The sequence below is a fragment of the Nitrosomonas sp. genome (assembly GCF_040256045.1).
Taxonomy (GTDB): Bacteria; Pseudomonadota; Gammaproteobacteria; order Burkholderiales; family Nitrosomonadaceae; genus Nitrosomonas.
Window position 1 is genome coordinate 1 of record NZ_JBDZWD010000057.1, and the last position, 12649, is coordinate 12649.

14 protein-coding genes are annotated in these 12649 nt (G+C 46.7%); 10 read left to right on the forward strand and 4 right to left on the reverse strand.

What is annotated here, in order from left to right; translation table 11 throughout:
* Positions 1-209: sugar nucleotide-binding protein (locus tag ABUL11_RS09720; RefSeq protein ID WP_350283658.1), on the forward strand; the 209-nt coding region annotated here is incomplete at its 5' end.
* A gap of 19 nt (positions 210-228) precedes the next feature.
* Here the strand turns inward: ABUL11_RS09720 and ABUL11_RS09725 are convergent.
* The 3 genes from ABUL11_RS09725 to ABUL11_RS09735 form a co-directional block, all read right to left on the reverse strand.
* Positions 229-1182 carry a S49 family peptidase gene (locus tag ABUL11_RS09725; protein ID WP_350283659.1) on the reverse strand — a complete coding sequence of 318 codons (954 nt, stop codon included), beginning with the start codon at positions 1180-1182 and terminating at the stop codon, positions 229-231.
* Between the two features lie 28 nt (positions 1183-1210).
* Complete coding sequence (locus tag ABUL11_RS09730) at positions 1211-1873, reverse strand: YiaD family glycine zipper/OmpA-like lipoprotein (protein ID WP_350283660.1); 663 nt, start codon at positions 1871-1873, stop codon at positions 1211-1213.
* A 182-nt stretch (positions 1874-2055) separates the two neighbouring features.
* A complete protein-coding gene (locus ABUL11_RS09735; protein WP_350283661.1) occupies positions 2056-2619 on the reverse strand; it encodes an SH3 domain-containing protein in 564 nt (187 codons plus the stop codon).
* A 436-nt stretch (positions 2620-3055) separates the two neighbouring features.
* Here ABUL11_RS09735 and ABUL11_RS09740 point away from each other — a divergent pair, with 436 nt between their 5' ends.
* The 6 genes from ABUL11_RS09740 to ABUL11_RS09765 all read left to right on the forward strand — a co-directional run bounded on the left by ABUL11_RS09740 (position 3056) and on the right by ABUL11_RS09765 (position 8758).
* Entirely contained in the window at positions 3056-3931 is an 876-nt protein-coding gene (locus tag ABUL11_RS09740; RefSeq protein WP_350283662.1) for an alpha/beta hydrolase, read from the forward strand.
* A 37-nt stretch (positions 3932-3968) separates the two neighbouring features.
* On the forward strand, positions 3969-4415 hold the full coding sequence (locus ABUL11_RS09745) for a universal stress protein (RefSeq protein ID WP_350283663.1): 447 nt from the start codon (positions 3969-3971) through the stop codon (positions 4413-4415).
* Between the two features lie 195 nt (positions 4416-4610).
* Positions 4611-5642, forward strand: a complete 1032-nt coding sequence (locus ABUL11_RS09750; RefSeq protein WP_350283664.1) for an extracellular solute-binding protein — start codon at positions 4611-4613, stop codon at positions 5640-5642.
* 135 nt (positions 5643-5777) lie between these two features.
* Entirely contained in the window at positions 5778-7337 is a 1560-nt protein-coding gene (locus tag ABUL11_RS09755; protein WP_350283671.1) for an ABC transporter permease, read from the forward strand.
* Between the two features lie 7 nt (positions 7338-7344).
* Positions 7345-8415 (forward strand): ABC transporter ATP-binding protein, encoded by a 1071-nt coding sequence (locus ABUL11_RS09760; RefSeq protein ID WP_350283665.1) that lies wholly within the window; start codon positions 7345-7347, stop codon positions 8413-8415.
* A 22-nt stretch (positions 8416-8437) separates the two neighbouring features.
* Positions 8438-8758, forward strand: a complete 321-nt coding sequence (locus ABUL11_RS09765) for a heavy metal-binding domain-containing protein (protein WP_350283666.1) — start codon at positions 8438-8440, stop codon at positions 8756-8758.
* A gap of 28 nt (positions 8759-8786) precedes the next feature.
* Here ABUL11_RS09765 and mltB read toward each other — a convergent pair whose 3' ends face one another.
* Positions 8787-9731: a lytic murein transglycosylase B gene (gene mltB, locus ABUL11_RS09770; RefSeq protein ID WP_350283667.1), complete on the reverse strand. Its 945-nt coding sequence runs from the start codon at positions 9729-9731 to the stop codon at positions 8787-8789.
* A gap of 674 nt (positions 9732-10405) precedes the next feature.
* On the opposite strand from mltB, the gene trxA reads away from it, so the two are divergent.
* The 3 genes from trxA to rpmE all read left to right on the forward strand — a co-directional run bounded on the left by trxA (position 10406) and on the right by rpmE (position 12572).
* Positions 10406-10732: a thioredoxin TrxA gene (gene trxA / locus ABUL11_RS09775; protein WP_350283668.1), complete on the forward strand. Its 327-nt coding sequence runs from the start codon at positions 10406-10408 to the stop codon at positions 10730-10732.
* A 224-nt stretch (positions 10733-10956) separates the two neighbouring features.
* Complete coding sequence (gene rho / locus ABUL11_RS09780) at positions 10957-12216, forward strand: transcription termination factor Rho (protein WP_350283669.1); 1260 nt, start codon at positions 10957-10959, stop codon at positions 12214-12216.
* A gap of 131 nt (positions 12217-12347) precedes the next feature.
* On the forward strand, positions 12348-12572 hold the full coding sequence (rpmE, locus tag ABUL11_RS09785) for a 50S ribosomal protein L31 (protein ID WP_350283670.1): 225 nt from the start codon (positions 12348-12350) through the stop codon (positions 12570-12572).
* Positions 12573-12649: the final 77 nt, after the last annotated feature.

Consider the following 12649-nt stretch of genomic DNA (forward strand, 5'->3'; position numbering starts at 1 on the left):
TTTTGCTGGATTTTGCCTGTAAACATGATATTCCAATCAAAGCCCGGCCGGATACAATCATCCCGGTTCACAGTGAGACTTTTGTCACAGCTGCCAAGCGCCCTTTGAACTCACGCCTGAATACAGAGAAATTCCGTAATACGTTCCAGCTTTATCTTCCTCACTGGCAAACCGCGGTCACTCGAATGCTTGAGGAAATTTATCTATGATAATGCGCGCTGACAAGCGTTATCGCATAAGCCATGTGTATCTTGTTTCAGACAGAAAATCTGTTGCCACCCGGCCAATCCGCCTGGCAAAACGCTCCGCAATCCCCTGCTGGACAGTAAAGTCGACAATACGCTCAGCCTGGATGATTTCACGAGCAACATATTCTATATTACCCAATGCGTCCGCCAAACCAAGCTCCACACTTTTAGCTCCCGTCCACACCATACCACTGAAAATTTCAGGATTATCTTTCAGGCGATCACCCCTGCCATTCTGAACCACCTGAATAAACTGCTGATGAATTTCAGCCAGTATTTTCTTTGCATGCTCTCTTTGTATCGGATCGGAAGGTGAAAAAGGGTCGAGAAATCCCTTGTTTTCCCCTGCTGTCAAGAGGCGGCGCTCCATACCCAATTTTTCAAGCGTACCGGTAAATCCAAATCCATCCATCAGCACACCGATCGATCCCATGAGGCTAGCCTTATCTACAAAAATTCTATCTGCTGCAGCAGCAACATAATAGCCCCCTGAAGCACAGATATCCTCAACTACGGCGTATAAGGGAATATCTGGATACTGGATACGCAACCGACGAATTTCATCATTGATAGAGCCTGCCTGAACCGGGCTCCCTCCAGGACTGTTAATCCGTAATATCACTCCGGCTGTGTTTCGGTCTTCAAATGCTTTTTTCAGCCCGTTATTAATATTTTCTGCATTATTCAAACTATCCGGAGTGATCTCGCCACGTAAATCAACCAGTGCAGTATGCTTCCCAGCCCCACCTGCCACTTCGGTATCCAGCCAGCCCAACCCCCAGAAAAGCAGCGCGAATAAGTAGGAGAACGTCAGTAAACGAAAGAAAATACCCCAATTGCGAGCTTTTCTCTGTTCTTTCAGGGAAGCGAACATCAGTTCCCGGAGCGTTTCATGCTCCCATTTTTCTTTATTGATATTTTCTGTATCAGTCATAAATATCGATCATCCTTTTCCTGTTAACTCATTGGGTTACTTCATTGCGGGTTTCTGAAACATAGATCTCCACCCTGCGATTTTTTGCACGGCCTGTAGCACTATCATTTGAAGCAACGGGTTGATACGAGCCGCGTCCGTCGATCTGGATTCGCTGGAAAGGCACACCGCGACTGGCCAGATATTCACGCGTGCTGGCTGCACGATTAACCGATAACGGATTATTGACGGCATCACTGCCAGTATTATCGGTATGTCCGACAATTGTTACTTGAGTACCTGAATTACTTAACAGACTGGTTGCAAAGCTATCGAGAATCGGACGAAAATTAGGTTTGATTTGTGCACTTCCCGTGTCAAAAGAAATATCACTGGGGATATTCAGCATCAACTGATTATCGGGTGTTTTCGACACCACTACACCGGTACCGGCAGTGGCATTCTCCATCTGCACCTTTTGTTCCTCCATTTTTTTCGACCACAGATAACCGGCACCGGCTCCTAATGCAGCACCAGCACCAGCACCAATTGCAGCTCCTTTACCGCCCCCGGCCAGTGCACCGATTGCTGCACCCGTTCCTGCACCAAGCAACGCACCTGTACCAGTACCCTTCTGGGTACCGCTCATATCAGCACATCCGGAAATAACGAATCCGGTCAGCAATATTGATATAACTCTGGTTTTATACATAAATCCACCTTTATATTGACAAAATATCAGGGAATACTGTAGCAGAAGAAACTAAAAAAAAACCAATAATCATCTTTTCTCCCCATCAGACTCAATACTCGATTGCAAAAGCTACCAGCCAACAAGAACTTTGCTGGCCATCATCCATCGCAAACACCGCATTCCCGAAATGTGATTATTGATTATTTTTGAAAATTCTGGTCATCAATCCGAACATCTACCGACTGACTTTGAATCCAGCCAGACAAACCATCTCTGATCTGTACACGCAGCCAATTACCGTTGTAAGCAGTAGCGATCAGAGGAGTATCTTTTTTCAGTAAACTAATCACCCTGGAACGATCGTTTGGATCTGCCCGCAGACTGATGGTTCGGGTAGCAAGTAATGGAATCGAAATACGAAAAACCAGCGTGGCATCCTGAGACTCCAGCATTTTTCTGGCCGAGTTGGCTATCGCATCGATCAGCTCGCCGGATTGCGCAGCATAATTCATTGCACCACTATAATCCTTTTGTTTGTAAGCGACCATCGCCGCATCCAGTAAACGCTGCGCCAGAAATTGGAAAGCAGCATCCGATTCACTAAGTGCTGCCTGCCTAGTTGCATTAATGGCGATCTCCACTTCGGCTATTTTCGAAGCAGCTTCCGGTTGTGTGGCTAAACGGTGCAATTTGTTCTTGGTACGACTGATCTCGCTTGCGGTTTCCTGCAAAACCTGTGCCCGATCCTGTTCACGAGCATTCAAGTCTCGAATGAGCTCATCCTTTTCTGCAAGTTTCTGTTTCAGAACTATAATTTCATCCCGGCACACTCTTTGGCACGGCAATTTTTCCGGAATCGGGATAACCTCAATATTTCTCGCTTTTTTTGCACCCGCTAATTTAGGACCAGCAGATTGCCTCAATACAAGTGGTTTGGGCTGTTGGGCTGTACACCCTATCAGACTTACTCCCGAGAATATCAGAACTAATATAATCAGAGACTGTTTATCCGAGAGATGACAAAATCCTGACATCTTTACTTGATCTCTTAAAAAATGGGTATTCTGCGAAAAACACGAGCGAGCTCAGGCTCCTCGAACCGACTTGCAATTAAACTTTATTTAGCGCAAAAGTGGGAAATATTTCCAACACCCGCTGTTATCATCCTTCTGTCTCCTGACAATTCAATTACAACTTGAAATGTATAACCGGGCAATTCGCTGGATATTGCTTCAGCTTGTTATAACGTTACTGATTATCAGTACTGTAACGATCATACTGGGTGAAATCGTAACAGGATCAGCCCCCACTGCTGTAGAAACTTTACAGCCGGATTTCCCAGTGGAAACAGTTCAGATCCCCGTCAACGATGATTACGCCGTACATGGCTGGCTGGCACATGGAATAAGCGGGCATGGCGCAGTTCTGCTCGTACACTCCATGCGCAGCAATCGCCTTGAAATGCTTGGCCGTGCAAGATTTCTCAATAACCAGGGTTACCATGTGCTGATGATCGATTTACAAGCGCATGGAGAAACACCTGGAGATCGCATTACCTTTGGTGCGCGTGAATCAGCCGATGTCGTAGCCGCAGTCGACTATCTCCGGAATACTTTTCCACATGATCGCATTGCTGCCATTGGCGCAACGCTTGGTGCGGCTGCAATAGTACTGACCAATCCTCCGCTTAAACTCGATGCCATGATACTTGAATCGCTGCATCCCACTTTCTCTGAAGCGGTTGTAAACCGGCTCAAATTGCATTTGGGAGATACAGGAGAATATCTCCAGTTTCTACTGCTCCCCTATTTCTCCTTCCTTCTCGATTTACCAGTCGATCAACTGAATCCTGTCGATCGGATCGGCAATATTGCCGTTCCCGTCCTGTTTATCGCAGGCACGCTCGACAGGCATACAACTCAATCTGAAGTAAAACGGTTGTATGATGCAGCGTTACCTCCCAAGGAGCTCTGGATTGTCAAAGGTGCCGGTCACTACAATATGCATACCTTTGCAGGTAAAAGTTACGAAATGCGGATTGCAGATTTTCTCTCGGCCTACCTGCAAAGACGATAATCATCGATTCCGTTTCACCAACCTATGAGGAAAAGCCATGTCTGTTTATCGCCATATTCTGCTTGCCGTGGATTTCTCGTCTCAAGACAGCCAAATAGTACAGAAAGCCAGAAATCTGTCATTACAAATCGGAGCAAGGCTCAGCCTCATCCATGTGCTGGACAATATCCCCATGCCTGATACACCTTACGGTACGGCCATTCCCCTGAATACGGAAACAACCTATGATGCTATGCTGAATGTAGAAAAACAGAAATTGAGCCAGATAGGTAACACATTAGGCATTGAGCCTGCTCACCGCTGGCTGGTGTGGGGAGAACCCAGAGAAGAAATTATCCGTATTGCCGAACAGGAAAATGTTGATTTAATCGTGGTCGGATCACATGGCAGGCACGGGCTCGCACTGCTGCTGGGCTCCACAGCCAACAGCATATTGCATTACGCAAAATGTGACGTCCTTGCAGTACGTTTACAGGATGATTAAGCAGGCTCATTATCCGGCGATTTGTATTTTGCCTTGACGAAAATCATGATTGATAACTATTTTTGTTGAAGTCATACGATCGCTGTCAGTTCTGGTCAGGCAATGTTTCAACACAAAATAGCAATTCCTGAATTTTCCCTCATTTTCATTGGCAGAATATCGAACATCTCTTATTCAACTCCGGAGTTAAAAACTATGCACCGTTCTTTCATTTTTTCCAGTCATTTTGGCCGCTGGTGCAGCAGTTTTCTGCTCATCGGTTTTTTGTTTGCAGCCCCGATATCATCACAGGCAGAAGAAATTGTCGTTTACTCGTCAAGAATCGAGCAGCTGATCAAACCTTTGTTTGACGCCTTCACCAAAGAAACCGGCATCACTGTCAAATTCACCACCGACAAGGAAGGTGCATTACTCACCCGCCTGATCGCAGAAGGTAAAAGGACTCCAGCAGATATACTCATTACAGTAGATGCGGGAAATTTATGGGAGGCTGCACGTAACGGGCTACTGAAACCAGTAACCTCCCCTGTTCTGGAAGCCAACATCCCTGAAAATTTACGGGATCCGCAAGGGCAGTGGTTCGGATTGACCGTTCGCGCCCGTACTATTGTCTATAATACCCAAAAGGTAAAACCTGAAGAATTGTCCACCTACGCAGATCTGGCTGATCCAAAATGGAAACACCGTTTATGTCTGCGCACTTCCAAAAAAGTGTATAACCAGTCATTGGTCGCAATGATGATTGCAGAATTAGGTGAGACCGAAACCGAACGTATTGTCAAAGGATGGGTAAATAATCTTGCAACCGACCCCATTGCAGATGATTCACTTGCACTGGAGTTTGTCGCTGCAGGGCGTTGTGATGTAACTTTGGTTAATACCTATTATTACGGCCGGCTGATGCATGAGAATCCGACTCTCCCCTTAGCAATTTTCTGGCCAAACCAGGCCACCACTGGTGTGCACGTCAATGTTTCCGGTGCAGGGGTTACCCGCTATAGCAAGCATGAAGCTGCTGCCGTGCGGTTACTGGAATTTCTTTCTTCTGAGCAGGCACAGAAATTATTTGTTGAACTCAATATGGAATACCCCGCCAATCCACAAATTAAATATGGTGAACCTCTCAGTAACTGGGGAAGTTTCAAAGGAGATCCAAGAAGTATTGTGAAAGCAGGAGAACTGCAAACCAGTGCCGTTAGGCTGATGGATCGTGCAGAGTACCGCTAGAGTGCGATTCATTTGAAAAACGATTTTTCTTCCGTAAATCCGGCTGCAATACCTGATATTCAGCAGCACTCCAGTTACAAAGCCGGATATGGAATTCGACGCGCCTGGCGCGTCTTTCCATTTCTGGTAGCCGCTGTGGTACTTGTACCGGTATGCGTGGTATTTGCCTCGTTTCTGTCGCTGGATGATGAGATCTGGCAACACCTGATCGCTACCACGCTACCGAATCTGCTGACGAACACCCTATGGCTTTCCCTGGGAGTCATAGCGGGAACCGCTCTCCTGGGAATCAGCCTTGCCTGGTTTACTTCGGTTTACAGGTTTCCCGGGTATCGTTTCTTTTCCTGGGCATTATTCCTGCCACTGGCCATTCCTGCCTATGTAATCGCCTTTGTGGCGCTGGGTACGTTTGACTATACCGGGCCGGTGCAAACCAGTCTGCGTCATTGGTTCAACTCCGATCTGCTCTGGTTTCCCGATATACGCAGCGGGCCAGGTGTGGCAATCGTAATGACACTCGCTTTTTACCCCTATGTCTATTTGCTCTCACGCGATGCCTTTCTGACACAAGGAAAACGTTTGCTGGAAGTCGCTCAATCTCTGGGTTTCACTCGTCGGCAAGGTTTTTTCAGAGTAGTACTACCAATGGCGCGTCCCTGGATCGTTGCCGGCATCATGCTGGCTCTGATGGAGACACTGGCCGATTTTGGTACAGTCTCCATTTTCAATTACGATACATTCACCACCGCGATTTATAAAACCTGGTTCGGCATGTTTTCTCTGTCAACTGCTTCGCAGCTTGCTTCACTGCTTATCCTGATCGTACTTGTCATTATCGTGACGGAACAACGGTTTCGCCTGCGGATGCGTTTTTCCGAAAACAGGAAAAGTGCACGGGTTGAACGTGTTCCGCTTACCGGCTGGCAAGCAGCGGCAGTAACCGGTTTTGCCAGTACAGTATTGTTTTTTGCTTTTGTGCTACCTGTCGTGCAGTTGAGTATATGGGCCATGGACGCACTAACCGTTGGCCTGGATCAGCGTTATCTCGAGTTCACCTGGCATTCTGTCCTGCTTTCGATACTGGCTGCCCTGATAACCTGTCTGGTAGCAGCCATGCTAGCGTATGCCGCACGCATTCATTCAGATGGCTATACGCGTTTTGCCATCCGTCTTTCCACAGTCGGCTATGCCTTACCGGGTGCTGTGCTGGCAGTGGGAATATTCATCCCGATGGCATGGCTGGATAATCTGCTGAGTGACTGGATCGAAATCATTTCCGGGGCTGAAACCGGATTACTGATCCAGGGAACGCTCACGGTCATGCTGGTTGCGTATATGACCCGTTTCCTCGCAGTCAGTTATTTCCCACTGGAAAGTGCGCTGCAGCGCGTGACACGCAGCATTGACGAAGCTGCCGCCGGTTTCGGTATTACCGGCTGGTCAATGTTGAGAACGATCTATCTTCCGATGTTGAAGAGCAGCTTGTTTACGGCAGCAACACTGGTATTCGTAGATGTCATGAAGGAAATGCCCATTACGCTGATGACCCGACCTTTCGACTGGGATACCCTGGCAGTGCGCATTTTTTCACTAACCTCTGAAGGACAATGGGAACAGGCGGCATTGCCTGCATTGACACTGATTCTGACCGGGCTGATTCCGATCATTCTGTTGGTACGCCATTCCGAAACCTGACTTAAAAATGAGTACATTGCTGAAACTTGACAGAATCAGCCATGCCTATGGCGCACAGGCTATCGTGAATGAACTGTCATTAGAACTGAAAAAAGGCGAGATCGGCTGCCTGCTTGGTCCAAGTGGTTGCGGCAAAACGACCGTTTTACGCTGTATTGCCGGATTCGAGCCAATTATATCCGGTGAAATATGGTTGAATGAAAATTCTGTCAGCCGTGCCGGATTCGTTCTGCCACCCGAGCAACGGCGAATAGGGATGGTATTTCAGGAATATGCGCTGTTCCCGCACCTGACTGTAACCGCCAATGTCGGGTTTGGTCTGCACCGCAGCACCAAGGCAGAGCGGGCTCATCGGGTTGCAGAATTGCTGCAGATCACCGGTTTGACGGAAGTAGCCAATCGTTACCCGCATGAATTATCTGGCGGTCAGCAGCAGCGTGTGGCACTGGTGCGGGCACTGGCCCCCTATCCTGACCTGATATTGCTGGATGAACCGTTCTCCAATCTCGATGTAAGTTTGCGTGAATACCTGGGCCAGGAAATACGCGAGCTGCTCAAGAAATTGAACATTACCGCGATTCTGGTTACGCACGACCAGGCGGAAGCTTTTGCCGTTGCAGACAAAATAGGTGTGATGCACGCTGGAAAAATGATGCAATGGGGCGGCGCACATGAGCTCTACCATCATCCTGCAAATCGTTTCATCGCGGATTTCATCGGGCAGGGCATACTGATTCCTGGAAAAGTCATGCACCCCGATAAAGTAGAAACCGAGTTGGGTACCCTGACCGGAAATATCTACCATCCGGATCACTCATCCCGTGAAATTGCGGGCAGCCAGGTAGATGTACTGATACGCCCTGACGATATTATTCATGATAACGACAGTTCGCTGCGGGCTGTCGTAATACACAAAGCATTCCGTGGTGCACAATATCTTTATACATTACGTCTTACCAGCGGACAGAATGTACTGTCACTGATTTCCAGTTACCACGATCATGCCATTGGTGAGAAAATTGGTATCAGGCCACAAACTGATCATATTGTGGTATTTGACCGGCTTAACAGTCAGTAACGAATATTTCAGTGAGGGAAACATGCTGCTTACCACGACCTCTATCATAGATGGCAGACGCATCACACATTATTATGGCATTGTCGCCGGCGAAGCTGTCCTGGGTGCGAATGTCTTGAAAGATCTTTTTGCTGGCATCCGTGATTTTATCGGTGGACGTTCAGCAACTTATGAAAAAGAACTGCAGCGCGCCCGTGAAATTGCCCTGGAAGAGCTACAGGAGAATGCTCACAAGCTGGGTGCCAACGCAGTGATCGGAATCGACATCGATTATGAAGTGCTTGGCAAGGAAAACGGCATGCTGATGGTGTCAGTAAGTGGAACAGCTGTTTTTGTCGAGTAATCGATTTTTTGCAGATATACCCATACCATTATCGATCAGCCGCATAGGATGATCTGGCAGTATGGATCGCTCTAGCCAGCTCAAAAACAGACATAGCATAAAAAGTGCTGCGGTTATAGCGCGTGATCACATAAAAATTTTTGAATCCCAGCCATAACTGACGCTTGCCCTGGCTGTTCAATTCCAGCAAGGCAGAAAGGGTGTCATCTGCAACAGAATCAAGTGGAGTAATACCGGCCTGGCGCAGTTTCCAGACGGAATGTAACGGTTCGATATCTGTGTCCAGGAATTCCTGCAGATTCTGTGATCCGGCTTGTGCGCGAATAGCAACCGGTTTGCCCGCCTCCCATCCGTATTCCTTCAGATAATTGCCTATACTGCCTATTGCATCGACGGCACTCCAGGAAAGATTGATCTTTCCATCATTGTTGAAGTCGACTGCGTAGCGCCGGTAGCTTCCGGGCATAAACTGAGGGACACCAATTGCGCCGGCGTAAGAGCCTTTGATGTCCAGCAAACCAAATTTCTGTTCCCTGGCCAGCAATAAATAGTTTTCCAGCTCTTCCCGAAAATAATCTGCTCTTCTGGGAAAATCAAAGGCGAGTGTCGTCAGTGCATCCATGACGCGATAATTGCCGATTGATGAGCCATAGGAAGTCTCAATACCGATAATCGCCACGATGATTTCTTCAGGTACGCCGTAAATTTTCCTTGCACGCTTCAGATCAGCAGCATATTTGTTCCAGAAATCGATTCCGCCTTTGATGCGCTGCATGTTAACGAACCGCTTCCGATATTCGTCCCAGGTGATTGCTGAAGCCGGGGCAGAAATCAGTTTGAGAATCTCTGGCCGAAAGTTTGTTTGAATAAAAGCATCTTCCAGTTCATGCGCATCATATCCATGACGGTTTACCATATCCGTTACAAAATTTATGACTTCCGGACGCAAGCTGGAGACAGATTGTTCCGCCATGCATGAAGTGTGATGTATGATCAACGATGTCAAAATAAATAAAGTGAGGCTGTTACGTGAATGGCTGAAAGTGTTTTGCTTGAGAAGATTCGTTACAACAGGTTGCAAAAACATCAAATAAACCCGGCAAAAACCATCCTTAATCCATAGAACAAACCTGTGCAGATGTTCTAAGATATCAAGGCATTTACTTTGATAGGACAAAAAAAAGTATTTCATTTATGGAAGCCTAAAATTAGATAGTTGTATTAATTCAAGTACACGATTAAAAATAAAGCAGTAATCTACTGTATTACTATGCTAGTTTCAAAATCGACTTTTACTGATACTCTGGGACATTCTTGATAAATATCCGTAGAATCCTAAAAAAATGTTGCCGGATTAATTGATTCAAACGTTATTGTAAGTATAATAAATAAAATAAGCCTTCTCGTTTTATCTCATGGTCGTGGTAAAGGCAGTATTGTTAGAGATAAAGACAACAGTGTTGCGTAGTTTATTATCACCCGCCCGATCTTTCAGTAGTATACAAGCATAGAATCATTCCCATGTTTAGGTTGTCTCAATAGCTTATCTAAACAGGTGATTCGAGCTCTGTTAATGCCCCAGGTGCACCAGGCTTTAGCGGTCACCAGGTGCTCATTTTGCTCCAACAAACATTAAAAGAGGATTTCATGAGCCAACACATTCATTATGTTACGGATGCAAGTTTTGAATCAGAGGTGCTGCAATGTCCTGTTCCGGTACTTGTCGATTACTGGGCGGAGTGGTGCGGACCATGTAAAATGATTGCACCTCTTCTGGATGAGATCGCCAGTGAATATGGCGACCGCCTCAAGATAGCCAAACTCAACATAGATGAAAACCAGTCGACTCCCCAGAAATATGGTATTCGCGGAATTCCCACTCTGATGATATTCAAGAATGGAAATATCGAGGCGACCAAGGTGGGGGCTTTATCAAAATCACAGTTGACAGCGTTTGTCGACAGTCATTTATAAAAAATTCTCTGGATCTAAACACTGATATAAGCCGAATGAATCACAAACAATCTTCGTTCAGCTCATTCTGTTTCGTCAGGGCGTGTTATATGTATTACGAGTTGCGGTTTTCGTTATCACGAATCGCATAGATCAGCAGCAGTTTTACAAATCATCTAACACGTCCTGAAGCACCCTCTTCACTTATTTACCCGCACTTTATTTGATCTTCAAGAGTCACTTTCATGCGTTTATCTGATTTAAAAAGCATTCATGTTTCCGAATTGGTAAAAATGGCCACCACTAACGATATCGAGGGCGCCAACCGAATGCGCAAGCAGGACCTGGTTTTTGCACTCCTGAAGAATCAGGCGCGTAAAGGCGAAAGTATATTCGGAGAAGGCACACTGGAAATTCTGCAGGATGGCTTCGGATTCTTACGTTCCCCCGATACCTCCTATCTTGCCGGGCCGGATGATATCTATATCTCTCCCAGCCAGATCCGACGTTTCAATCTGCATACGGGTGATTCAGTAGACGGTGAAATACGTCCTCCAAAAGAAGGAGAGCGTTATTTTGCCCTGGTCAAGATAGACAAAGTCAATAATGAACCGCCCGAAAATTCCAAGCGCAAGATACTGTTTGAGAATCTGACACCTCTTTTCCCGACCGAACGCCTGACACTGGAACGAGACATCAAATCTGAAGAAAATATTACCAGCCGGATCATCGATTTGATCGCACCCATTGGCAAAGGCCAGCGCGGGCTTCTGGTAGCCAGCCCCAAATCCGGAAAAACGGTGATGCTCCAGCATATTGCACATTCCATTGCAGCCAACCACCCGGATGTCATACTGATGGTACTGCTGATCGACGAGCGCCCGGAAGAAGTAACGGAAATGATACGTTCCGTGAAGGGAGAAGTCATATCATCCACTTTTGACGAATCGGCTGCTCGTCATGTTCAGGTGGCAGACATGGTAATTGAAAAGGCAAAACGACTAGTGGAACACAAAAAAGATGTCGTCATTCTGCTCGATTCAATTACCCGCCTTGCACGTGCTTATAACACGATTGTGCCCGCATCAGGCAAGGTACTGACCGGTGGCGTGGATGCCAATGCCTTGCAACGCCCCAAACGCTTCTTTGGCGCCGCTCGTAATATTGAGGAGGGAGGATCACTTACCATCATAGCCACCGCCCTGGTAGATACCGGTTCGCGCATGGATGATGTGATCTACGAAGAATTCAAGGGAACCGGCAACATGGAAATACATCTCGATCGTCGCATGGCAGAAAAACGTATTTATCCTGCCATCAATGTGAATCGCTCGGGAACCCGTCGTGAGGAACTGTTGATCCCCTCCGAAATTCTGCAAAAAATATGGATTCTCCGTAAATTGCTTTACCCGATGGATGAAATGGATGCAATGTCGTTTCTACTGGATAAAATCAGGGCCACAAAAAATAATGCTGATTTCTTTGATTCCATGCGGCGCGTGTAATGATGAAAAGCATATCGTAGCCTCGGATCAAACCGTTTGATTTGGTTATAAAAGTCAGGTTGCAGCCACACCTATATTAAGTGATAATAGCTGGCTTTTTATTTAGATTTGACAAGAGATAAGGATATCAAATGAAAGAAGGTATTCATCCGGAGTATCGCGAGATCACCGTAACATGCAGTTGCGGCAATGAGTTCAACACCCGCTCCGTTTTGAGCAAGCCCCTGCATATCGAAGTATGCTCATCCTGCCACCCGTTTTATACAGGCAAACAGAAAATTGTGGATACCGCAGGAAGGGTGGAAAAATTCAACCAGAAATATGGCAGGCATCTCCAGAAACAAGCCCAGACTTGATTCTGCTACAGCAGGCACAGCACTTATTCCATTCCCAAATCAGAAAGTTGATGGTTCCTACGCTCCAGCGTAGGAAC

Coding starts and splice junctions, on each gene's coding strand:
- ABUL11_RS09725 (WP_350283659.1), bottom strand. CDS start 1,182: ATGACTGATACAGAAAATATCAATAAAGAAAAATGGGAGCATGAAACG.
- ABUL11_RS09730 (WP_350283660.1), bottom strand. CDS start 1,873: ATGTATAAAACCAGAGTTATATCAATATTGCTGACCGGATTCGTTATT.
- ABUL11_RS09740 (WP_350283662.1), top strand. CDS start 3,056: ATGTATAACCGGGCAATTCGCTGGATATTGCTTCAGCTTGTTATAACG.
- ABUL11_RS09745 (WP_350283663.1), top strand. CDS start 3,969: ATGTCTGTTTATCGCCATATTCTGCTTGCCGTGGATTTCTCGTCTCAA.
- ABUL11_RS09750 (WP_350283664.1), top strand. CDS start 4,611: ATGCACCGTTCTTTCATTTTTTCCAGTCATTTTGGCCGCTGGTGCAGC.
- ABUL11_RS09760 (WP_350283665.1), top strand. CDS start 7,345: ATGAGTACATTGCTGAAACTTGACAGAATCAGCCATGCCTATGGCGCA.
- ABUL11_RS09765 (WP_350283666.1), top strand. CDS start 8,438: ATGCTGCTTACCACGACCTCTATCATAGATGGCAGACGCATCACACAT.
- mltB (WP_350283667.1), bottom strand. CDS start 9,731: ATGGCGGAACAATCTGTCTCCAGCTTGCGTCCGGAAGTCATAAATTTT.
- trxA (WP_350283668.1), top strand. CDS start 10,406: ATGAGCCAACACATTCATTATGTTACGGATGCAAGTTTTGAATCAGAG.
- rho (WP_350283669.1), top strand. CDS start 10,957: ATGCGTTTATCTGATTTAAAAAGCATTCATGTTTCCGAATTGGTAAAA.
- rpmE (WP_350283670.1), top strand. CDS start 12,348: ATGAAAGAAGGTATTCATCCGGAGTATCGCGAGATCACCGTAACATGC.